At 48.7% G+C, this 21,714-nt stretch carries 23 protein-coding genes; 17 read left to right on the forward strand and 6 right to left on the reverse strand.

Annotation, left to right across the window (positions count from 1 at the left end):
• The first annotated feature begins 152 nt into the window (after positions 1-152).
• The 13 genes from yceD (at position 153) to KU854_RS15310 (ending at position 10,706) form a co-directional block, all read left to right on the forward strand.
• Positions 153-683: a 23S rRNA accumulation protein YceD gene (gene yceD, locus KU854_RS15250; RefSeq protein ID WP_218359318.1), complete on the forward strand. Its 531-nt coding sequence runs from the start codon at positions 153-155 to the stop codon at positions 681-683.
• Between the two features lie 5 nt (positions 684-688).
• Positions 689-859 (forward strand): 50S ribosomal protein L32, encoded by a 171-nt coding sequence (gene rpmF / locus KU854_RS15255; protein WP_005505973.1) that lies wholly within the window; start codon positions 689-691, stop codon positions 857-859.
• Between the two features lie 9 nt (positions 860-868).
• On the forward strand, positions 869-1,894 hold the full coding sequence (plsX, locus tag KU854_RS15260; protein ID WP_218359319.1) for a phosphate acyltransferase PlsX: 1,026 nt from the start codon (positions 869-871) through the stop codon (positions 1,892-1,894).
• A 5-nt stretch (positions 1,895-1,899) separates the two neighbouring features.
• The gene (locus KU854_RS15265) at positions 1,900-2,865 is read left to right on the forward strand and encodes a beta-ketoacyl-ACP synthase III (RefSeq protein WP_218359320.1); all 966 of its coding nucleotides are present in this window, start codon (positions 1,900-1,902) and stop codon (positions 2,863-2,865) included.
• 13 nt (positions 2,866-2,878) lie between these two features.
• Positions 2,879-3,802 carry an ACP S-malonyltransferase gene (gene fabD / locus KU854_RS15270; protein WP_218359321.1) on the forward strand — a complete coding sequence of 308 codons (924 nt, stop codon included), beginning with the start codon at positions 2,879-2,881 and terminating at the stop codon, positions 3,800-3,802.
• A gap of 50 nt (positions 3,803-3,852) precedes the next feature.
• Positions 3,853-4,587: a 3-oxoacyl-ACP reductase FabG gene (gene fabG / locus KU854_RS15275; RefSeq protein WP_054778196.1), complete on the forward strand. Its 735-nt coding sequence runs from the start codon at positions 3,853-3,855 to the stop codon at positions 4,585-4,587.
• 157 nt (positions 4,588-4,744) lie between these two features.
• Positions 4,745-4,981 carry an acyl carrier protein gene (acpP, locus tag KU854_RS15280; protein WP_002541727.1) on the forward strand — a complete coding sequence of 79 codons (237 nt, stop codon included), beginning with the start codon at positions 4,745-4,747 and terminating at the stop codon, positions 4,979-4,981.
• Between the two features lie 97 nt (positions 4,982-5,078).
• On the forward strand, positions 5,079-6,317 hold the full coding sequence (gene fabF, locus KU854_RS15285; RefSeq protein WP_054778197.1) for a beta-ketoacyl-ACP synthase II: 1,239 nt from the start codon (positions 5,079-5,081) through the stop codon (positions 6,315-6,317).
• Between the two features lie 110 nt (positions 6,318-6,427).
• Complete coding sequence (pabC, locus tag KU854_RS15290) at positions 6,428-7,237, forward strand: aminodeoxychorismate lyase (RefSeq protein WP_218359322.1); 810 nt, start codon at positions 6,428-6,430, stop codon at positions 7,235-7,237.
• Positions 7,234-8,247, forward strand: a complete 1,014-nt coding sequence (gene mltG / locus KU854_RS15295) for an endolytic transglycosylase MltG (protein ID WP_218359323.1) — start codon at positions 7,234-7,236, stop codon at positions 8,245-8,247. The genes pabC and mltG overlap by 4 nt, the downstream gene beginning before the upstream one ends.
• Positions 8,244-8,879 carry a dTMP kinase gene (tmk, locus tag KU854_RS15300; protein WP_218359324.1) on the forward strand — a complete coding sequence of 212 codons (636 nt, stop codon included), beginning with the start codon at positions 8,244-8,246 and terminating at the stop codon, positions 8,877-8,879. The genes mltG and tmk overlap by 4 nt, the downstream gene beginning before the upstream one ends.
• The gene (gene holB / locus KU854_RS15305; protein ID WP_054778198.1) at positions 8,869-9,840 is read left to right on the forward strand and encodes a DNA polymerase III subunit delta'; all 972 of its coding nucleotides are present in this window, start codon (positions 8,869-8,871) and stop codon (positions 9,838-9,840) included. Before tmk ends, holB begins: the two co-directional genes overlap by 11 nt.
• Positions 9,841-9,926: 86 nt before the next feature.
• On the forward strand, positions 9,927-10,706 hold the full coding sequence (locus tag KU854_RS15310; protein ID WP_218359325.1) for a TatD family hydrolase: 780 nt from the start codon (positions 9,927-9,929) through the stop codon (positions 10,704-10,706).
• Between the two features lie 228 nt (positions 10,707-10,934).
• Here KU854_RS15310 and KU854_RS15315 read toward each other — a convergent pair whose 3' ends face one another.
• Complete coding sequence (locus KU854_RS15315; RefSeq protein ID WP_218359326.1) at positions 10,935-11,435, reverse strand: peptidase M16 family protein; 501 nt, start codon at positions 11,433-11,435, stop codon at positions 10,935-10,937.
• Between the two features lie 475 nt (positions 11,436-11,910).
• Here KU854_RS15315 and ptsG point away from each other — a divergent pair, with 475 nt between their 5' ends.
• On the forward strand, positions 11,911-13,341 hold the full coding sequence (ptsG, locus tag KU854_RS15320) for a PTS glucose transporter subunit IIBC (protein WP_218359327.1): 1,431 nt from the start codon (positions 11,911-11,913) through the stop codon (positions 13,339-13,341).
• Between the two features lie 425 nt (positions 13,342-13,766).
• On the opposite strand, the gene KU854_RS15325 is transcribed toward ptsG, so the two are convergent.
• Both KU854_RS15325 and KU854_RS15330 read right to left on the reverse strand, forming a co-directional pair.
• Entirely contained in the window at positions 13,767-14,666 is a 900-nt protein-coding gene (locus tag KU854_RS15325) for a LysO family transporter (RefSeq protein ID WP_218359413.1), read from the reverse strand.
• Between the two features lie 89 nt (positions 14,667-14,755).
• Complete coding sequence (locus KU854_RS15330; RefSeq protein WP_218359328.1) at positions 14,756-15,676, reverse strand: HDOD domain-containing protein; 921 nt, start codon at positions 15,674-15,676, stop codon at positions 14,756-14,758.
• A 449-nt stretch (positions 15,677-16,125) separates the two neighbouring features.
• Between KU854_RS15330 and KU854_RS15335 the strand changes: the two genes are divergently transcribed.
• From KU854_RS15335 to KU854_RS15345, 3 genes are all read left to right on the forward strand, one after another.
• Entirely contained in the window at positions 16,126-16,710 is a 585-nt protein-coding gene (locus KU854_RS15335) for a TfoX/Sxy family DNA transformation protein (protein WP_218359329.1), read from the forward strand.
• 168 nt (positions 16,711-16,878) lie between these two features.
• On the forward strand, positions 16,879-17,790 hold the full coding sequence (dsdC, locus tag KU854_RS15340) for a DNA-binding transcriptional regulator DsdC (RefSeq protein WP_218359330.1): 912 nt from the start codon (positions 16,879-16,881) through the stop codon (positions 17,788-17,790).
• 136 nt (positions 17,791-17,926) lie between these two features.
• Entirely contained in the window at positions 17,927-18,394 is a 468-nt protein-coding gene (locus tag KU854_RS15345) for a TetR/AcrR family transcriptional regulator (protein WP_218359331.1), read from the forward strand.
• A 28-nt stretch (positions 18,395-18,422) separates the two neighbouring features.
• On the opposite strand, the gene KU854_RS15350 is transcribed toward KU854_RS15345, so the two are convergent.
• From KU854_RS15350 to KU854_RS15360, 3 genes are all read right to left on the reverse strand, one after another.
• Positions 18,423-18,980: an outer membrane beta-barrel protein gene (locus KU854_RS15350; RefSeq protein WP_054778209.1), complete on the reverse strand. Its 558-nt coding sequence runs from the start codon at positions 18,978-18,980 to the stop codon at positions 18,423-18,425.
• 168 nt (positions 18,981-19,148) lie between these two features.
• Entirely contained in the window at positions 19,149-19,649 is a 501-nt protein-coding gene (locus KU854_RS15355) for a response regulator (RefSeq protein ID WP_218359332.1), read from the reverse strand.
• Entirely contained in the window at positions 19,646-21,601 is a 1,956-nt protein-coding gene (locus tag KU854_RS15360; protein ID WP_218359333.1) for a hybrid sensor histidine kinase/response regulator, read from the reverse strand. The genes KU854_RS15355 and KU854_RS15360 overlap by 4 nt, the downstream gene beginning before the upstream one ends.
• Positions 21,602-21,714: the final 113 nt, after the last annotated feature.

Below are 21,714 nucleotides of genomic sequence, written 5' to 3' on the forward strand. Positions count from 1 at the left end.
AACGATGTCCATTCGATGTTCACAATTGCTAAGTACCTGTAGTACAGAAAGTAACCTTTTTTTGTTTTCGTCAGCTTTCAGGGCTGATGAAAGGAAGTAAAGGCATAAATTTCTTTGACTCAGGCTACATTGGAGGCTAGAATTCGCGCCCTATGCAAAAGGTAAAGCTACCGCTGACGGTTGACCCGTTTAAAAGCGCGCAAAAGCGACTGGACTACGATGGTATCTTCGTAATCAAGCTGCTGGAGCGTCTTACGGAGGCGACTGAAGGTGTGATCAGTGACTGTGAAGCTAAGCTTTCATTTGACATTGATGCTCAAGGGCTGAAGATTGTACGCGGAAACGCCAAGGTCGACGTCCAACTAGAGTGTCAGCGTTGCTGGGAAGTTTTCCCACACCACTGTGAAATCGAATTTATTTACAGCCCGGTTTTCAATGAAGATCAGGTTGGCAATTTACCGGATGCTTATGAGCCGGCATTAGTCGACGAAAATGGTGAGATTAACCTACTTCAACTTATCGAAGATGAGTTGATTGTGGCTCTGCCACAGGTTGCCATGCACGATGAAGAAGACTGTAAAGTTGATTCTGAAGGTATGGTATTCGGGGAAATCCCGCTTGCTGATGAGCGTCCGAATCCATTTGCCGTTTTGAAAAACTTAAAGCAAAGTAACGAGGAGTAGGGTCAATGGCCGTACAACAGAACCGTAAAACCCGTTCTAAGCGTGGTATGCGTCGTTCACACGATGCGCTGGGCACTGCAGCTCTGTCTGTAGATGCAACTTCTGGTGAAACTCACCTGCGTCACAACGTGACTGCTGACGGTTTCTACCGTGGCCGCAAGGTAATCAACAAGTAAGGTTGAGCCTTGACAGGTCTAACCATTGCACTTGATGCGATGGGCGGGGATTTCGGTCCTCAAGTAACAGTGCCTGCCTCCGTGCAGGCATTGTTGCATTTCCCCTCGCTAAAAGTCGTACTCGTCGGTGATCAACCCGAGATCACCCGCCAGCTTGTATCGCTGGGTCAACATACTCATTCCCGCATATCAATCGTTCATGCGGAATCTTCTATCGCCAACGACACAAGGCCATCTCAAGCCCTGCGTGCCAGCAAAGGTACGTCGATGCGTATTGCCCTTGAATTGGTCGCAGAAGGCAAAGCCGACGCCTGCGTCAGCGCAGGAAATACCGGCGCGCTGATGGCACTTTCCCGATCCTTGCTTAAACTGCTTCCTGGTATTGACCGTCCCGCACTGATTTCTGAATTGCCGACGATGGGTAACCATCGGAGCTGGCTCCTTGATTTAGGGGCAAATGTGTCAGTTGACGCGGACACCTTATTCCAGTTTGCAGTCATGGGTTCGGTATTGGCTGAAGAGCAACTTGGTCACAAACCCAGTGTCGGTTTGCTCAACATTGGTGAAGAGGAAATCAAAGGGAACGATTTGGTTAAGCGCTGCGCAGAAATGTTGCAGCAGTGCTCAGCGGTCAATTACATCGGCTATGTGGAGGGTGACCAGCTTTACACAGGAAAAGCTGACGTAATTGTCTGCGACGGATTTGTCGGCAATGTGAGCCTTAAAACCAGTGAAGGTGTCGCCAGACTGTTTTTGGAAAGCCTAAAACTCCATCTATTAGCCAATCCATTTAAGAAAATGATGGCTAAATGGTTATTTGGTGGTCTATTTCAGCGGCTGAATCACCTGAACCCCGACCAGTACAATGGCGCAAGTCTGTTAGGATTGCGCGGCATTGTAGTAAAAAGCCACGGACGTGCTGATACATCCGCTTTCCAACATGCTATTGAGGAAGCGGTCCACGAGGTCGAACGGCAACTACCTAATAAAATATGTGACCGTTTGGAAGCCGTACTACTCGAGAGGCATTATTAGTCTTCATGTACAGTAAGATTCTAGGCACAGGCAGCTTTCTGCCTGCGCAAATCCGCACTAATGCGGATCTCGAAAAAATGGTAGAGACCAGTGATGAGTGGATCACTGCGCGTACCGGTATTAAAGAGCGCCGTATTGCTTCCGAGCAAGAGACGGTTGCAACCATGGGGTATCACGCAGCGTGCCAAGCCATTGATATGGCAGGTATCGACAAAAATGATATCGACCTGATCATTGTGGCAACCACCAGTGGTGAGAGTGCATTCCCTGCAGCGGCGTGTGATGTTCAGGCAAAGCTTGAGATTGCAGGCTGCCCAGCGTTTGATATCGCGGCGGCATGTTCTGGTTTCGTCTATGCGCTTAGCGTTGCGGATCAGTATGTGAAAACCGGCATGGCACGAAATGCGCTGGTGATTGGCGCAGATCGCCTTTCACACATGTGTGATCCGGAAGATCGCGGCACGATCATCCTGTTTGGTGATGGTGCGGGCGCGGTTGTTCTAGGTGCAAGCGAAGAGCCGGGTGTCATTTCTACCCACCTGCGTGCTGACGGCAAATTTGGCGAATTGCTCAACCTGAAATATCCAAAACGTGCCAAAGCACGCAATCAGGTTGAAGAAGAAGCGTGGCTGGAAATGGCCGGTAATGATGTTTTCAAGGTGGCGGTAACGCAACTGGCAAACATCGTGACTGAAACGCTGGATGAAAATCAGATGGACAAGTCAGAAATTGACTGGCTGGTTCCTCATCAGGCGAACTACCGCATCATCAAAGCAACAGCGAAGAAGCTGGCTATGTCGATGGATCAGGTAGTGATCACGCTTGACAGACATGGCAATACCTCAGCCGCTTCCGTACCGACTGCATTCGATGAAGCAGTGCGAGACGGACGCATTCAACGCGGCCAAACGGTATTGCTGGAAGCCTTCGGCGGTGGTTTCGCCTGGGGCTCTGCACTGATTAAGTTTTAATAAGGAAAAAACAATGTCTAACTTTGCTGTGGTATTTCCAGGCCAAGGTTCGCAAGCGGTAGGTATGCTGGCAGATCTGGGTGAGCAGTTCCCGATTGTTAAAGAAACCTTCGCTGAAGCGTCAGAGGTGCTGGGTTACGACCTGTGGGCACTGGTACAAAATGGTCCTGCTGAAGATCTCAACCAAACTAACCGCACCCAACCAGCACTGCTAACTGCCTCTGTGGCAATCTGGCGTGTATGGCAACAAGAAGGCGGTGCAATGCCTTCTGTGATGGCGGGTCACAGCCTGGGTGAATACTCTGCGCTGGTGTGTGCTGGCGTCATTGACTTCAAACAAGCGGTTAAGCTGGTAGAACTGCGCGGTGAACTGATGCAAGAAGCGGTTCCTGCGGGTGTAGGTGCAATGTCTGCCATCATCGGTCTGGACAACGACGCAATTGCAAAAGCATGTGAAGAAGCGGCGCAAGGCCAGGTAGTTTCACCTGTTAACTTTAACTCGCCAGGCCAGGTGGTTATTGCTGGTAATAAAGAAGCGGTTGAGCGTGCAAACGAGCTGTGTAAAGCAGCCGGTGCAAAACGTGCTCTGCCTCTGCCGGTATCAGTGCCTTCACACTGTGCACTGATGAAACCTGCTGCGGACAAACTGGCGGTAGCGCTGGAAGAAATCACTTTCTCTGCGCCATCTGTACCTGTGATCAACAATGCCGATGTTGCGACTGAAACTGATCCCGCTGCTATCAAAGATGCGCTGGTTCGCCAGCTTTACGGCCCGGTTCGCTGGACTGAAGGCTGTGAAAAAATGGCGAATGAAGGCGTTGAACTGCTGCTGGAAATGGGACCAGGTAAAGTACTGACCGGTCTGGCAAAGCGTATCGACAAGCGTCTGAACGCGGCAGCAGTAAACGACACAGCTTCTCTGGAAGCGGCAAAATAAATTCGGGATATGCAGCCATTTGCCTGGCTGCCTTTTAAAGGAAAAACACCATGAACCTGAACGGTAAAATAGCGCTGGTAACTGGTGCGAGCCGTGGTATCGGCCGCTCAATTGCTGAACTTTTGGCTGAACGCGGTGCAACCGTCGTAGGTACTGCCACTTCTGAGAGCGGTGCCGCAGCAATCAGTGAATATCTGGGCGAGAATGGCAAGGGTTACGCACTGAATGTAACGTCTGCTGAATCTGTTGAGGCAGTGCTGAAAGCAATCAAGGAAGAGTTTGGCGATATCGATATCCTGGTAAATAACGCAGGTATCACCCGCGATAACCTTCTTATGCGTATGAAAGATGAAGAGTGGCAGGATATCCTGGATACCAACCTGACTTCTATCTTCCGTATGTCGAAAGCTGTACTGCGCGCGATGATGAAAAAGCGCAATGGTCGCATCATCAACGTAGGTTCTGTAGTAGGTACTATGGGTAATGCTGGTCAGGCAAACTATGCAGCTGCAAAAGCAGGTGTTGTGGGCTTTACCAAATCTATGGCACGTGAAGTTGCATCGCGCGGTATTACTGTAAATACTGTTGCCCCAGGTTTCATCGAAACCGATATGACAAAAGCGCTGAACGATGATCAGCGTGCAGCGACACTGGCGCAGGTACCTGCCGGACGTTTGGGTCAACCACGTGAAATTGCAGCAACAGTCGCCTTCCTGGCTTCTGATGATGCAGCTTATATCACAGGTGAGACACTGCACGTTAACGGCGGCATGTACATGATTTAAACATTAAAGTTGCACCTCTAAATGATTCAGGTCAAAATCCGGTGGTTTATCAGCCAAATCGTGGTTTGACCAGCATTTCGGGTGTTGCAACTTCCACGTTATTGAATAAACTACTGCACATATCGCATCTGCGAATCTTGTAAGGACTAGTATTAATATGAGCAACATCGAAGAACGCGTAAAAAAAATCATCGTTGAGCAACTGGGCGTAGACGAAGCTGAAGTTAAAAACGAAGCATCTTTCGTTGACGATCTGGGTGCAGATTCTCTGGACACCGTTGAGCTGGTAATGGCTCTGGAAGAAGAGTTCGATACTGAGATCCCAGACGAAGAAGCAGAGAAGATTACTACTGTTCAAGCAGCTATCGACTACGTTGTTAGCGCGTCTGAGTAATCAGAACAAGATCCTACCAGGCGGTCACCTTGACCGCCTGAGTTTTTTCTAACACCCCGAAATTTCAAAGAATCACCTTTCTCCGGAGAAAATCATCGTGTCTAAGCGTCGTGTTGTTGTCACTGGCATGGGGATGTTATCACCTGTAGGTAACACCGTTGAATCATCTTGGAAAGCGTTGCTGGCAGGTCAAAGCGGCATTCAGCCAATCACGCATTTCGATACCACTGACTTCGCAACTAAGTTTGCTGGTCTGGTAAATGATTTCAACAGTGAAGATTACATCTCTAAAAAAGATGCCAAGAAAATGGATCTGTTCATCCAGTACGGCATCGCTGCAAGTGTGCAAGCACTTAAAGATTCTGGTCTGGAGATCACAGAAGAAAACGCAGAACGCATTGGCGTAGCCATCGGTTCTGGTATTGGTGGTCTTGGCCTGATTGAGTCGAACCATCGCGCGTACCTTGAAAAAGGCCCGCGTAAAATTAGCCCATTTTTTGTACCGTCGACCATCGTAAACATGATCGCCGGTCACGTATCGATTAACTACGGTTTGCGCGGTCCAAACATCGCGATTTCTACCGCATGTACCACTGGCCTTCACAACATTGGTCACGCAGCACGTATGATTGCATACGGCGACGCAGACGCAATGGTTGCAGGTGGTGCAGAAAAAGCATCTACCGAGCTGGGTATGGGCGGCTTTGCGGCAGCGAAAGCACTGTCTACCCGCAATGACGACCCACAAGCAGCATCTCGTCCTTGGGACAAAGACCGTGACGGTTTTGTGCTGGGTGACGGTGCGGGCGTAATGATCCTTGAAGAGTACGAGCACGCGAAAGCACGTGGCGCGAAAATCTACTGTGAGCTGGTTGGCTTCGGTATGAGTGGCGATGCTTACCACATGACCTCTCCAAGCGAAGACGGTTCAGGTGGCGCGCTGGCAATGAAAGCAGCAATCCGCGATGCTGGCATCAACCCTGAAGACATCGGTTACGTGAACGCACACGGTACCTCTACTCCTGCGGGTGACGTTGCGGAAACCAAAGGTATCCGTTTGGCACTGGGTGCTGCGGCTGATAAAGCCATGGTTTCTTCAACCAAGTCTATGACTGGCCACCTGTTGGGTGCGGCAGGCTCTGTAGAATCTATCATTACCGCGATGTCTCTGGTTGATCAGGCTGTACCGCCGACAATTAACCTGGACAACGTAGGTGAAGGTTGTGACCTTGACTACGTTCCGCATGAAGCACGTCAGGTGAAGATGGAGTACGCACTGTGTAACTCTTTCGGCTTTGGTGGTACCAACGGCTCACTGATCTTCAAAAAAATCTAAGCACTTTTCGTAGCTTAGTTTTTTGGCAAAGAAGTATTTTTGCTAGAATAGAGCGGCCCGGTAATTCGTTACCGGGCCGCTTTTTTATCCCGCGCTCAAGGAACGATCAGATGCTTTTGATAAACGGACAACCCGATGACAAACTGGCGGCGGCGGATCGTGGCTTCCAGTATGGCGACGGCATCTTTACTACCATGCTGGTTAGGCGCGGCGTAATCGATGCTTGGTCACGTCATCTTGAACGGATGAAAAACAATATCGCAGCGTTGCAGATTGAAGGCGTCGACTGGCAGCTCGCCGGGCAATGGGTGGAGCAGGTCGCTCGCTCTGTTCAATCCGAGCCTAACGCTGTGATGAAAGTCATCATCACTCGCGGTATTGGCGGGCGAGGGTATAGCCCCCAAGGATGTGTAAGTCCCACCGTCGTGGTTTCTTCTCATCTATTTCCGCCCCATTACCTTCAGTGGAAAGAGCAGGGGATCACGCTTGGACTTTTAAAGCAGCGTATAGGCTTGTCGCCTCTGGCAGGCTTAAAACACCTTAACCGTCTTGAGCAGGTGATATTGAAAAGCGAAGTCGAAACCCTGGGTGTAGACGACGGCATTGCTTGTGATATGAACGGTTACCTAGTTGAAACTTCCGCGTCCAACCTGTTCTGGCGCAAAGATCGCACCTTGTTTACGCCAGTACTGGATAATGCCGGCGTGGCAGGTACAATGCGCGCGCGCGTTATAGAAACCGCGAAATTACTGGGCTACAAAGTGATCGAATGTCGTGAGCAGGCATCAGTGATTGATGGGTCTGACGAAATATTCATTACCAACGCTGTGATGGGGTTGGTTCCGGTTCGACAATACCACAACAAAAATTACAACGATTTCGAGGCTTGCAGAGCCATTACCCTGAGGTTAACTGCGTGATTAAAAAACTTGCGCTTATTGTGTTGTTCTTATCACTTGCTGCAGCAGGCGCCGCTTATTGGGGTTTTACCCAGATTGAAGACTATGTAAACGATGATATCGCTATTCAAGAGCGTACACTGGTCACCGTCCCTGAAGGTGCGAATTATCACTCCCTGACACGCCAATTGGTCTCCGACGGCGTGATTGAACCTTCTCAATGGGCGAGATGGGCGGCGAAAACCCACCCTGAACTTACCCGATTGAAAGCGGGAACGTTTGAGGTGGAGCCCGGTATGACGCTTGCCGGTTTGTTTGCACTTATCCGCGAAGGCAAAGAGCATCAGTTTGCGATTACGTTTGTGGAAGGCAGTACGTTTAAAGAGTGGCGTGATCAGCTGGCAGAAACGGACAACCTCAAGCACGAAACAGCGGGTCTGACTGAAGCGCAAATCGCCAAGAAACTTGGCCTGGATAATGAAAAGCTGGAAGGTTTACTGCTCCCTGAAACCTACCACTATGTAGCGGGTGAAAGTGACCTGTCAATCCTCAAACGTGCATCCAGACAACTTCAGGCGTCATTGAATCAGGCATGGGAAAGCCGTGACCAGTCACTGCCGATTGATTCCCCTTATGAGCTGTTGACGCTGGCCTCCATCATCGAAAAAGAAACGGCCGTAGACAAAGAGCGTACAAAAGTGGCGTCGGTATTTGTAAACCGACTCAATAAAGGTATGCGACTGCAGACAGATCCAACCGTGATTTACGGCATGGGTGACAATTACGACGGGAATATCCGCAAGAAAGATTTGCGCACACCGACACCGTACAACACCTATGTTATCTTTGGTTTGCCACCAACGCCGATTGCGATGCCGGGTAAAGCATCCATTCTGGCCGCCGCACAACCTTCCGACACGCCATATTTCTATTTTGTGGCTGATGGATTGGGCGGACACACATTTTCTAAGACACTGGCGGAGCATAACCGTGCAGTGAGACAGTATCTCAAAGTATTAAGAAGCCAATGAATAACGGAAAATTTATCGTCGTAGAAGGCTTGGAGGGCGCGGGTAAAACCACGGCCATTCAAAACGTGATTGCAACGCTGAAAGCACATGGCATTGAGTATATTGAAACTACCCGTGAGCCGGGTGGTACGCCATTGGCAGAACAAATGCGTGCACTGGTCAAAGAAGGTCATCCAGACGAGCCTTTGACAGACATGGCTGAACTGCTGTTGCTATACGCTGCGCGTATCCAGTTGGTGGACAATGTGATTAAACCTGCACTGGCGAAAGGTGCGTATGTGGTTGGTGATCGCCATGATATGTCTTCACAGGCTTATCAGGGCGGTGGCCGCGGTTTCGATAAAGAACTGATGCAAAACCTGCGTGATACCGTGCTGGGGGATTTTCATCCTGATTTCACCCTGTACCTGGACCTTGACCCGGCAATTGGCCTAGAACGTGCCCGTGCCCGTGGCGAGCTGGATCGCATTGAGCAGATGAAGCTGGATTTCTTCCACCGTACCCGCGCCCGTTATCTGGAATTGGCGCATGCGAACGATAACATTGTGATCATCGATGCATCCCAGACCATTGAGCAGGTTTCAGCAGACATTCGCACAGCGTTGGAAAACTGGTTGAACCATGCAGGCTAAGTTGTATCCCTGGCACGCTGATATCTGGCAAAACTGGCAGCAATTGCTGGGGCAGGAGCGTCTGCACCACGCCATTTTGCTCAGCGCGCCAAAAGGAAGCGGTAAGCTGGAACTTGCTGCCATGCTGGCGAAAACCATCCTTTGCAAGAATGGTATTACTGAGCCTTGTGGTATGTGTCACAGCTGCCAGCTATTCGATGCAGACACCCATCCTGACTTTCACTGGCTTAAGCCTGAAGCGGAGGGTAAACAGTTAGGCGTCGATGCGGTTCGTGCCGGTAACCAATATGCGTGGGAAACCTCCCAGCTGGGTGGTCAGCGCGTCATTCTGATCCAGAATGCGGATCGCATGGGCGAAGCGGCGGCAAACGCCTTGCTGAAAACCCTTGAAGAGCCGCCTGCGAACTGTCACTTCATTTTGCTTTCCCGCTCCATGGATACCATGTTGCCCACAGTGGTCAGCCGCTGTAACAAATGGAAACCGCGGTTACCGGAAGAGAGTGTGGTGAAGCGCTGGGTAGAAAGCGATCTGTTTGAAACGGTGCCACTGCAAGTGCTGCGAATTAACCGTGGCGCACCTCTGGCGGCGAAGGATTTTATTGAGCACGGCGGTGTTGGTAAACACGAAGCGCTCATTGAAGCTTTCATGCAGTTTGTCACAAAGCGACAAGGCTTGTTCAACCTGACTGAGCTGGTGGTTAAAGCCGAGCAAGAAGGTTTGCAGTGGCTGAGCTTTCTGCTGCTGGATGTACTCAAAGTACAACAAGGTTCCCAAGAGGCGATAGTCCACTGCGACTCTATGGACGCAGTCAACCAGCTGGCCAAAACCCTGCCACAATCCGTTGTGATGAACCAGTTGATGGCACTGAACCGAATGAAAGCAGAGCTGGCGCGTCATACCGGCCTTAACAGCGAATTGCTGATCAGTCGCTGGTTGACTGATTTCACCCCTCAGGCATAAAACATCAATGGGCGGGGAGGTGAGCCTTCCCGCTTCATCTATCGTATAATCACCCGCTTTAGAAAAACTGAACTGGAGAAAGTGACGTGCTAGTCGACTCGCATTGCCACCTCGACAAACTAAATTATGATGATTTGCACACGGATGTCGCTGCAGTGGTAGACAATGCCAAGCAGCGTGGTGTGGATTATCTGCTGTCTGTAGGTGTGACACTCAAAAGCTTCCCTAACATGATGGAGTTGATTCGCCCGTTTGATAACGTTTTCGCCTCCTGTGGTGTGCACCCGCTCGATATCGAGGAAGGGTTTGATTACGACACCCTGAAAAAGTTGGCATCGGACGACCGCGTAGTTGCAATCGGGGAAACCGGTCTGGATTATCATTACCAGCCGGAGCTAGCGGAAAAACAAAAGGATGCGTTCCGTCAGCATATCCGTTTGGCCGTGGAGTTGAACAAACCGCTGATCATTCACACCCGTATGGCGCGTGAAGACACCCTGCAAATCCTGCGCGAAGAGAATGCGCAGAAAGTGGGTGGTGTGCTGCATTGCTTTACCGAAAGTTTTGAGATGGCAGAAGCGGCTATTGAACTGGGGTTCTACATCTCTATATCAGGCATTGTCACGTTCAACAAAGCCTCTGAGCTGAAAGACGTGGTTCGCCGCTTGCCGCTTGAAAAGCTATTGGTAGAAACAGATTCACCTTATCTGGCGCCGGTTCCATTCCGTGGAAAAGAGAACCAACCAGCCTATGTTCGCGAAGTTGCTGACTATGTGGGTTTGCTGAAAGGTGTTTCAGGCGAGGAAGTGGCAAAAGTCACGACTGAAAACTTCTTTAATCTTTTCTCCCACGCCAAACAGCGATAGTTGAAAATGATTAACTAAATGAAGCCGGGGATTTCCCCGGCTTTTTGCTGTTAGTTGGGTAAGTTTGTAACATTGAAACGAGTAATGTCGCCGCTGGTAAACTGGTACATAAACTGCTGCAACTCCTCTAAGGTTAAGTCTTTCAGCATGTCTTGCTGGGCGTCAATGTTAAGTAAATCGGAACGGAACAACGCATCGTTAAAAAGCAACTGTGTCCGTATTTTTGGCTTATTGGCATTTATCTTCAGCGTAGCGGGTTTGCTCAAGGGTCATTTGCGCTCTTACTTGCTCATACGCTCTCTTATTGAAAGTAGCGTTTTGATAGGAGTGGTGGATGACAGACAACAATATCGGCAAAGCATTTGCGGGTGATTCACCGGCGAAGTAGTGCAGGTTTTCCTCAACATGCGGCTGTACATAGACTTGTTTAGCAGACATCAGACGTTTTAGCTCTTCGTTTGTCAGGCCCGCCAAACCAGTTGACAGGTAGGTAGCCGGAAGCATTCGGGCAGCGGCGCGCAATGCAGGCGGCAATGAAGCCAGTCCACCTTGAGACCCTGAATAGACATAAACGCTATCTTCGCTGTCAGGCAAGGTATGGAGATAAAGCGTGACACCGTTACTGAGCTTCCATTCAGTGATGTTCTCTTCCACCTCAACGATAGACACTATTTCGTTCGCCAGACTGAACAGGATCAGGGAGATTTTTAATGTCTTCGGACAATGCAATTTCTTGCCCGTGTTACAAATGAGGTTTCAATGTAATTGAGGTTACGTATTCATTCCCAGTGTGACAAAGTTGCTGCGATCCAAACTGCTTTGCCATGTAACTAATTGAAATCTATAGATAAGAAACCAAGATCTTAGTGTGGAAATCACAGATACAATCAGTTAATTGTAATCTTATTTCGTTACATAAAAAAACAAAGCGACGGGATTTTTGAGGATGGGTGAAAATCATGCTGATAATTGTGTTATTTAAATTTAATTCAATCAAAACAGATGGTTATGAAGTATCACAAATGCAATATAGCGGTAATTGTGTGTGATCTATATTTAGTTTCTGATCACTTAACCGCTGTTACGTAGTGTCGGTAAAGAAGCAGTTTTATATTACTCAGCGAATTACATAGTTACGGGGTTGTCGAGAGCTCACACTTGAATTGAGTATCAGGACAACTCGACATTAATCAGGAGCGTTTTTATGTTTAAAAACCTGTTTGCAAATATGCAAAAAGTCGGTAAGGCGCTGATGCTTCCAGTATCAGTAATGCCAGTAGCCGGTATTTTGCTGGGTGTTGGTGCTGCGGATTTCTCATGGCTGCCAAGTATTGTTTCAACCATTATGATGAACGCGGGTGACGCGGTATTCGGTCATATGGGTCTGCTGTTTGCTGTTGGTGTAGCGCTGGGCTTCACAAACAACGACGGTGTTGCAGGTCTGGCTGCTATCGTTGGTTACTACATCATGACCAACACCCTGAAAGTAATGGCGGGTGTATACGGTCTTGAAGGTATCGAAACTGGCGTACTGGGCGGTATTCTGGCGGGTGGTGTTGCTGCATGGGCATTCAACCGTTTCTTCCGTATCCAACTGCCTGACTACCTAGGCTTCTTCGCAGGTAAGCGTTCTGTGCCAATTATCACCGGCTTCCTGAGCATCGGTCTGGCAATTGCACTGTCTGTTATCTGGCCACCAATCGGTTCTGCAATCGCAGCATTCTCTGAGTGGGCATCTGTACAGAACCCAGAAGTTGCATTCGGTATCTACGGTCTGGTTGAACGTTCACTGATCCCATTCGGTCTGCACCACATTTGGAACGCACCATTCTTCTACGAAGCGGGTCAATGTGTAACACCAGCAGGTGAAGCACGTACCGGTATCCTGACTTGTTACATGGTTGCTGACGAAGCTTCTCGCGCAGCAGGTAACGGTTTCGGTCAGCTGGCTGGTGGCTTCATGTTCAAGATGTTCGGTCTGCCAGCAGCTGCAATCGCAATGTGGCACACTGCTAAACCAGAAAACCGCGCGAAAGTGGGTGGTATCATGGTTTCTGCAGCACTGACTTCATTCCTGACAGGTATTACTGAGCCAATCGAATTCGCATTCCTGTTCGTTGCTCCAGTACTGTACGCAATCCACGCTGTTCTGGCGGGTACTGCATACGTTCTGGTTAACATGCTGGGTATGGTTCACGGCACCTCTTTCTCACACGGTCTGATTGACTTTGTGGTGCTGTCTGCGAACTCTCAGAAACTGTGGCTGTTCCCAATCCTGGGTCTGATTTACGCAGCGTTCTACTACATCATCTTCCGCGTAGCTATCGTTAAGCTGGACCTGAAAACTCCAGGTCGTGAAGACGAAGACGAAAGCGCAGCAGCGGTTGGTGGCGAGTCTGAGATGGCGAAAGAGCTGGTTATGGCATTCGGTGGTAAAGAGAACATCACTAACCTGGATGCATGTATCACTCGTCTGCGTGTTGCGGTAGCAAGCGTTGATAAAGTTAACCAAGACCAACTGAAGAAACTGGGTGCAGCAGGTGTTGTTGTTGCAGGCGGTGGTGTTCAGGCAATCTTCGGTACCAAGTCTGACAACCTGAAATCAGACATGGACGAGTGGATCCGCAATAACTAATAGCAGCAATGTTCCCCCGCATTGTTGAACCCCAAAGGAGAGCTTAGGCTCTCCTTTTTCTTTTCCAGACACCAAACGCTTGGGCTGTCATAGCCCCAGCTTTCGCTTTTCACTATTCAATTCCTTCTCCCTTAACACCCACGATTTCTGCCAAGTGGAACAGTCCTAACGCGTTATTGCCTACTTAAGTGTTGAGCAAAGTCGGTACCGGCCTTCAAATGCTGTTAGACGACGATATCGCGATAGCCTGGTTTGAAACTATGTATATACCTAAACGACTTGAATTCTGCATCTTCAGGTCGTTTAGGTATAAAAGGGGAAGGACGTAGGGCGATGTTTTAACGCATGGCAGGTGGGGTATAGGGGAGCTAAAAAAAGCCCACCGAGGTGGGCTAGATCATGTAAGGATTCATTCAGTAATGCAGCTACAGCGCGACAAAAAACAGCATCAATATCGGAACCAGCAAGCTCAGGATAAAGCCGCTTACAATGGCGATAGGAACGCATTTCACACCGCCGGTGGTCTGGATAATAGGGAGGGTGAAATCCATGGCGGTAGCGCCGCCGTAACCGATTGCAGTGAGCGGATAACGCGCTATCAACAATGGGATAAGAATGATGGCGACCAGCTCTCTTGCCAATTCGAGCAGGAATGATGCGCCGCCATATATAGGCCCCAGCGAGTCTCCCATCAAAATTCCGGCGAGCGAGTACCAGCCAAAACCGGATGCCATTGCCAAACCGTAGTTATAGGGCAAATCAAGCAACCAGGCAGCGAGCAGTCCGCCCAGCCAGGAAGTCAGGATAATCACCAAAGCAATACTCATGCCTTTCTTGTTGATGATGATCTGCTTCAGGCTCATGCCGCTGTTGCGCAACTGAATACCAATCAAAAACAGTAACACCAGCAAAATAGCTTCACTGGCCGGGTCTACCCAGTTCAGGCCAATAGGGAGTATCAAACCAAGAATAAGGCCGCCTGCCACAACAAAAACCAGTTTTACCGACTCCATAATCATGTGGGAAAGCGGTACTTCCCGTTTATGTTGTTTGGTTTCCGTCCTCATCACTTTATCAAGCAGCGGAAGCGCAAGCAGATTGGCAACGCCAATGCAGAGAAAGAAGGTGACGGCCAACAAAAGGATTTGGTTCAAGTTGTTGAAAAGGTCGTCTAATCCGGCAAGGCTAAGCCCCATCAAGCCGAGAATGATGAAAACTAAGCGGGAAGTAGAAGTGTTGATTTTTTCCAGCAGATTGGCATTTTTTATCGTGATGAGATAACCAAACACCAAGGGGAGGAAAATGTACAGCATGCCGGGGAGCATCACGCTAAGACCTTATTGATTAAAAGAAAATTGTGATGAGATTAACAGCCACAATTCAATCAGGTCAATCGATGCGCCCCGTCAAATCGTCAAAAACCGCAATTATTCACTATGTTAGTCAATTGAGAGCGGAAGTCTTTTTCGTTAAGGTTTGACAGTTCGTAGAGTGCTTCTGCTCCTGCCAAGGTGATTTCAACCTCATGATCAGCAATATCTTCGTCATTTGCACGAAACAGGAGGAGATGATTTGCCATTTTCGCAATATCTAAATATGTGATGTCATCCTCGGCTTTCCGTATGCGACGATTTACTGACACCTCAACAAAGTCGATGTCAAAATCCCAACTCTTTAGAATAAAACGGCTGGCTTCTTTACTTACGGAATAGAAAACATGGCTGGCAATCTCAAAATCAAGGTAATTGCCTTCATCGGTATAGGCTTGGTATGCCTTTACGGCACTGTAAATACCGATATCTGCCAGTAAGCCTATCAATAGCGACTTTTCAACTTCCAAATGCGTATTTTCGTCATCATAACTACGCACCTTTTGACACAGCAGCGCCATCGTCGAACCAAACTCTCGCGATGCCAGTGCACTTTTACGAAGCAATTCATTGCATTCAGCAGTAAAGGGAGAGGTGGTTTTCAGCGTTTGAATAGCGTGCGCTGTGGCTAACGCCAGTACACGTTTCATACCCAGACGGGATACTGCCATTGAAATGTCATGGCAGGGTCGCTGGTTACGGGGGCTGAATACGGCTGAGTTGGCTGAGCGAATGACTGATGCGGTTAGCGTTGCATCATCTAGCAACAAGGTCGCGACATTCCGAATGGTGGTATTGGGATCGTTGCACATACGCTGGAGTGAGATGACAACGTCTGGGATTGGAGGGAGCTCCAACGTACCGTCTTTCACAGAGCGATAAACGCGTTGGAAGAAGTCAGTTTCTATTGCTTTTAGGTATTTTTCGCGGTTGGGAGAGACCCAGAATAACGATAGGTGATCCATCTTTTTAGACTCAAAAGAATGCTTCCCGAATAGTAAACGTCGCACGCCTCAAAAGAAATACATCTGTTGTCAAATTTGAACAAAAAGCAATTTGAATTTTACTGCCTAGACATCCAGTCACCACCTTAGGTGACAATATTATTAATAGATAAAAAGCAAGTTGCTGTCCCTTTGAGTTTTATTTTTTGAAGTAGCATAACGTTTAATCGGAAACTTCGGTGCAAAAAAAGGCATCAAAATGCGAGTGCCATGGTGCATTTAACAGGCTGTAAACATAAAAATTACATCAATTATTCGTGACGGCTGTTGCAAAATAGCGACAATATTTTGGCGGTAGTGATCTAGTGCATGGTTTTCTGTGCCTTAATCGGTCATCATTATTTTGCGTTGAGAAATTACACTTTTTAAACCGATATTTTGGTTTAGTTTTGGGGAGAAAGGAGGCTTAAGTGTTGGAAGTTAAAAGTGGTTTTGTGGATTATCTGTCTCAATTTGGCGAGATGGAAAAACGCTCCATGTTTGGCGGCACAGGCTTTTTTGTTAGCGGCGCAATGTTTGCCCTTATCAAAGAAGATCGTATCTACCTTCGTGGTGGAGCGGAATTGACCCCTAAACTGTTGGACAAACAGTGCAAAAAGTATGTACACGTCAAGAAAAGTTCGACGGCTATCGTCAATTACTATGACATCACCGACCTTTATGAAGGGGAGGATAAGTCGCTAGGTGACATGGTAAAAAAGTCCGTAGACACGTCTGTAGCGGAGAAGGAATATCGCGATTCCAAACTCAACAAACGTCTGCGCGATTTACCCAACTTGCGTTTGACCATTGAACGCATGCTCAAAAAAGCCGGTGTTGAAGACGTGGACACATTCTTTTCGATGAGCCCGGAAGAACTCTTCCGTAAAGTGCAGGAAGCACATGGCTATGATGTTGACGTGAAACTGCTATGGATGTTTGCAGGTGCGCAAAACGGTACGCATTGGACATTGCTGAGCGAAGAAACTAAACAGCAACTGCTTCGCGCAATTTAATTACCCTTTTTAAAACAGAAAGCCGCTGCTCTCAGCGGCTTTTTTTGTTTTCTGACATGGCCAGCTTAGCAATGATGGGATCGGGTGGTCACTCAAGATTTCTATAAAGTGTAACGACAGAGAATTATTGTTAAAGTCAGTAAATTATCTGAAAACTGTCGAAGCGTCATGAAACTGCCTCAACTTTCTTCCTCTTTGCTTGCCGGGCTTCACTGCTTTTCCGTGGTGGCTGAAACCATGAGTTTCACCCGTGCCGCGCAGGAACTCCACCTCACCCAAAGTGCGGTTTCCCACCGGATTAAAAAGCTGGAACAACGGCTGGATGTTTCACTCTTTGTCCGTCGTCCCCGCCATCTTTCGCTGACCAATGAAGGGGAGCAACTGAAGCTGGTGGTGACGGAGCAGTTTTCAGCGATAAGCATGAAGTTGCAAGAAATTAACCGAGCTAAGCCTTCGGGTGATTTTATTGTTTCAGCCCCGCCAACCTTTGCCCAAAAATGGTTGGTTCCCCGTTTGCACGCTTTCACCGAGCGCTTTCCGGATATTACCTTTCATCTAAGAACCCGCAACGACCTGATTGATTTCAAAGCGGAAGCGTTCGACTGTGCCATTTACTTTGGCCATGGGCGGTACACAGGGCTTGTCAGCCAGCACCTGATGGACGATGCCATCGTCCCGGTTTGTAGCCCAAGGTATGCCGAGCGCCATGGTCTTTTCGACCAACCTGAAAAGCTCGCCCAATGCCAGCTCCTGCATGATGCCGCCCCTTGGGCCAGCGCCAGCTTGAGCGACGAATGGTCATATTGGGCGAACACCAATGGCATCACTTTAAATGGCACCAATCACAGCTTTGATCGGGCAGATCTCGCATTGGAGGCGGCCTGTGGTGAAATGGGTGTTGCTATTGGCCGGATGGCCTACATTCAGGATTATCTGAGTACGGGTCGTCTGGTTGCGCCGGTAGATTTACCCGTTAAATCGCCATTTAGCTTCTATCTGGTTTATCGCGAAGAACATCAGGGCAATGCCAAAATTCTCGCTTTCAGGCACTGGCTGCAAAACCAATTGGATGAAAAATGATAGAACGGCCTAGCCTTTTTCAATCATTTATCATTTACATCACAAAATAAGGGTACAATCGTAACCGTTTTAATCGCCGATTGGCAGGAAAGCCAAGGGATCCGGTGATAAAGGAAATGTCTGGGAAGTAAAACGGATGGCGAAAAATACTAAAGAGGGCGCGCTGCAAACAGAGGCGCTGGTCTATCAATCGATTATTGAGATCTTCTTTCAAGACGGCTGGGATGCCGTTACTTATGGAGCCATAGCCAAATATACCGGTTTGAGCCGCAGTGGAATTCAGCGGGTGGTTCCAAGTAAAGATTCGATGGTGGATGCGTTTCAGGGGCAAGTCCTTGACTATGTGAGCGGCCTCATTGATGCGAGTAGTCCTGAAACAATCAAAGCCTCTTGGCTGGCAGGGCTGGAGCAGGAAAAGTTTGCCCATTGCGTGCGTTTTTTGTTGGGGTCAGTCTATATGGAAACCCAGGCAAAAAACAAAATTGGCAATGGCGTAGAAATCCTGATCGACAAATACGGCGAAAAGGTCATTATCGAATTGATCGGGCTTTCGGCACTGAGTTTACTGGGTGTGGAAACCGGAAAGAAGAAAGGCCTCGATTGAGGCCTTTTTTACACTAATTGCTTTTTTATCAGTATTTGAAGCGGGTAGTGAACATGAACTGGTCGCCGTACACGTCGTTGAAACGCATTTGTGAACCGATAGAGAACAGTTCTGTTGCGTGGAAGCGGGCGTATACCGAACCGAAAATGTCCTCGTCATCTTGGATAGACAAATGGCCAATCTCGCCACCTACTTCCAGTTGTGGGCTCAACCACTGACGCAGACCCAGATTAACTTCAACACCAAATTCGGTGTCATGGTTGAAACGGCCACGTTGTTTCACAGTACGCATACCCAGCTCGCCGTATACGTCTGCCCAGTTGTTTACTGGCGCATGGAAGCCGATTGCGGTTGAAACGTCGTAATCAGATTCAAATTCAGTGTCAATCTCTGCACGAATGTGAGCATTTGGGTGGATAGAGGTGCTGAAACCCACACCGTAAGTCACAGGGCTGACACCCACGCGAGCCTCAAAATAGTCGTAGCCGAAGTTGCTCATGGTTGGATCGTTCGCAAGGCTTGCAGCCGAAAAAGCAGACGAAGATACCGCCGCGATAATAATACCGGCAATCTTTGATTTGCGCATGAAAGGTCTCGTGAAGAATAAAAAGTGTGACTGGTATTCTAATAGAAGTGGCTTTTGTGAAACAACAGCATAGCGGCTTAAATATGCAGCTATGCTGTCAAAATTAGGCAAAAATTCGCCAATTAGTGAGCACTATCTGTTTAACGATTCTGACAATAGGGCTTGGCACTAATTATCTGAATAGTTTAGACGGTTATCACTGATCGCTTTCAGGATGCGTTCAGCATCCAGCACACTGATCCAGGGCATCAGATTTGGGTCTTGTTGGATAACAAAAGTGCTCAATTGATCAATGACCACGTTTCTCAACGCATCCCCCTGCCAAGGCTTCGCAATATAGTAATCCAGGCTGGAGTGATTCACTGCCTGAATGGTCTCTTCAAGGCCAGCCTGACCGGTCAACAGCAGTTTTCTTGCCGCTGCAGTAGCCGGTGACTGGCTGAGTTCGATAAGAAAATCGACCCCCAGATCTTCCGGCATAATATGGTCACAGAGGATCAGTGCCAGTTGCAGTTCATCGGCGTTGGCTTCTGCCAGGATTTCTCTCGCTTCTGCGACGGACTCTGCTGCTTCAATCACGAAATGTTCTTCCAGTTCTGCCAGATCATTGACCACGCTGTCCAGAACGTCGCGTTCATCATCCACGCACAAAATCAGGTACTTGTTCATTGTTCCTCCATTAATGGCGTGATTATTTGGGTGTAAGGTAGGGTCACTGTCATTGCCGTAAACTCACCGGGTGACGAACTGACAGAGATGGTTCCGCCGTGATGCTCAACGATTTGTCGGCAAACTGACAGGCCAATTCCCAGGCCAAAATGGCCTTCCCGTTTGGTGGTGTAATTTAATTCGAAAATCTTATTCTTGATGGATTCAGGAATACCTGAGCCGTTATCCCGCACCGTCACTTTTACTGCCTTCCTGCTGCGAAAAACGGTTTCGCGGGTGGTTACATGAATTTCACCGTTTTGGCTTATAGCGTCCAGCGCGTTGGAGATAAGGTTTGTCCATACCTGTTGCAGCGCGATGGGTTTGCAGCGGATTGGCCTGAGGTCCCCATAATCTTTGACCAGCTTGATACGTTTTAGCTGGTTCTCAAACATGATCAGGGTGTCTTCAATGCCTTCATGAATATCCACCTCGTGCATGGTTTCATCATCCTGTCGGGCATAGGTTTTGAGGCTCTTTACCATGTCGGCAATCCGCTGGGCGCAGACGTTGGTTGAACGAAGCAAACTCCCTGCCTGTTGGAACATATCCCATTGGTTGAGGGTGTTATGAAATTCACTCCCCAACTGTTTGTTCCATCGTTGGATTTCCGCCCCGTCAATTAGCCCCATGTTGACCGCTTTACGCGCCAGGTTGCGGTTGCCAATCATGGGTTCAATTTCTTTCGCCATTTTACGTGCATCGGCGGTAGAAACCGGACGGGAGAGCAGGGCATTGGCCATGATTTGGTTTGCCTTGTCCCTTGCATCATCCGCGAGTTCGACATTGATCAGGGTGCCGATATTGTCTTTCAGCGTATCGCTGTTGCGCAAAATGGCAGACACGGGATTGTTCAGCTCATGGGCAACCCCGGCCACTAGCTGACCAAGCATGGCCATTTTCTCTTTTTCCATCAGCTGTTTGTGCGCCTGCTCGAGCGAGAGCAACGTCTGCTGGAGTTTGACTTCCGTATTGATGCTTCGCTTGAGGCGACGGTTGAAGTGTCTCAGTAGGTAACTGGAAAACAGCGGTAGCAGGTCGTTGCGCGCACGCATTACCTCAGAAAAGAGGGAGCGGTTGAGCTTTAACACCCGGGTGGGTTTTAGTGTAATGCCAGTAGAAAACGAGACATCCCCCGTCACAAATGACATGCCCCCAATCAAGCTGCCTTGCCCTAATCTCGCCACTTCATGTGCGGCACCGGTTTCATCGCGTTTTATCAGCGCAACTTCACCTTCAACCACAAACCACAGGAAGGTATTGGGTTTGCCTTCATGGGTCAGGATATGGTTTTCGCTGTAAGTGCGGTTGACGTGATGGTCATTGTTCGCGCCAAAAAAGTCATCAATGCCATCAATCAGTTCTTTGGCAAGGTCTTCGTCCGATACGCCCAAGGAAGATTCGATAAAGCCGTGCCGGTATTTCGCCAGCTTGTTTTCGATGTGGGCATCGAGCAGCCTTTTTTGGTCAAGCATATAGCAATACTTGAGCAGGTCGTCGTTGCAAAAGGTGAGGACATATTGTGTCAGCTCTTTCTTTGCAATGGTGATCAGTTCGTTGTCTGCCCAAGGCTTTGTCATGCAGTAGTTGAGACGGCCTTCGTTCACTGCCTGCATGATTTTTTCCAGATCCGGCTGGTCATTCATCAAAACAGTGCGTGCACCGTGGGACGCAGGGTGGTTATCAATGTTGATTAGAAGGTTAATGCCTTCATCTTCACCAAGGGTGTGGTCGCAGATAAACAGAGCCACGCGACGATCGGCCGCCTGAAGCGATTCAAGAATTTCATTTGCAGCGCCTGCGCTGGTGGCGCAAATAATGTCAAACAGCTCGTTGAAACGCGAAAGCTCGCGTTCAATTTGGGCTAAAACAGAAGGGTCGTCGTCCAGACAAAGGATGACTCGCTGGTTCATGTTGATACCGTATGTCCGTATTTTGTGAGAGTGTATCTTTTTGGGCGTCTTCAAGCTGAGAAGAACGCTGCAAACTGGTACATAACTTTCTGAAACCTCAACTTCCCATGGGG

The organism is Enterovibrio paralichthyis (genome assembly GCF_019209835.1).
Taxonomy (GTDB): Bacteria; Pseudomonadota; Gammaproteobacteria; order Enterobacterales; family Vibrionaceae; genus Enterovibrio; species Enterovibrio paralichthyis.

Coding starts and splice junctions, on each gene's coding strand:
- pabC (WP_218359322.1), top strand. CDS start 6,428: ATGCTTTTGATAAACGGACAACCCGATGACAAACTGGCGGCGGCGGAT.
- KU854_RS15265 (WP_218359320.1), top strand. CDS start 1,900: ATGTACAGTAAGATTCTAGGCACAGGCAGCTTTCTGCCTGCGCAAATC.
- fabG (WP_054778196.1), top strand. CDS start 3,853: ATGAACCTGAACGGTAAAATAGCGCTGGTAACTGGTGCGAGCCGTGGT.
- KU854_RS15330 (WP_218359328.1), bottom strand. CDS start 15,676: ATGGATCACCTATCGTTATTCTGGGTCTCTCCCAACCGCGAAAAATAC.
- yceD (WP_218359318.1), top strand. CDS start 153: ATGCAAAAGGTAAAGCTACCGCTGACGGTTGACCCGTTTAAAAGCGCG.
- KU854_RS15345 (WP_218359331.1), top strand. CDS start 17,927: ATGGCGAAAAATACTAAAGAGGGCGCGCTGCAAACAGAGGCGCTGGTC.
- KU854_RS15325 (WP_218359413.1), bottom strand. CDS start 14,666: ATGCTCCCCGGCATGCTGTACATTTTCCTCCCCTTGGTGTTTGGTTAT.
- rpmF (WP_005505973.1), top strand. CDS start 689: ATGGCCGTACAACAGAACCGTAAAACCCGTTCTAAGCGTGGTATGCGT.
- KU854_RS15355 (WP_218359332.1), bottom strand. CDS start 19,649: ATGAACAAGTACCTGATTTTGTGCGTGGATGATGAACGCGACGTTCTG.
- KU854_RS15360 (WP_218359333.1), bottom strand. CDS start 21,601: ATGAACCAGCGAGTCATCCTTTGTCTGGACGACGACCCTTCTGTTTTA.
- dsdC (WP_218359330.1), top strand. CDS start 16,879: ATGAAACTGCCTCAACTTTCTTCCTCTTTGCTTGCCGGGCTTCACTGC.
- ptsG (WP_218359327.1), top strand. CDS start 11,911: ATGTTTAAAAACCTGTTTGCAAATATGCAAAAAGTCGGTAAGGCGCTG.
- KU854_RS15350 (WP_054778209.1), bottom strand. CDS start 18,980: ATGCGCAAATCAAAGATTGCCGGTATTATTATCGCGGCGGTATCTTCG.
- holB (WP_054778198.1), top strand. CDS start 8,869: ATGCAGGCTAAGTTGTATCCCTGGCACGCTGATATCTGGCAAAACTGG.
- fabD (WP_218359321.1), top strand. CDS start 2,879: ATGTCTAACTTTGCTGTGGTATTTCCAGGCCAAGGTTCGCAAGCGGTA.
- acpP (WP_002541727.1), top strand. CDS start 4,745: ATGAGCAACATCGAAGAACGCGTAAAAAAAATCATCGTTGAGCAACTG.
- tmk (WP_218359324.1), top strand. CDS start 8,244: ATGAATAACGGAAAATTTATCGTCGTAGAAGGCTTGGAGGGCGCGGGT.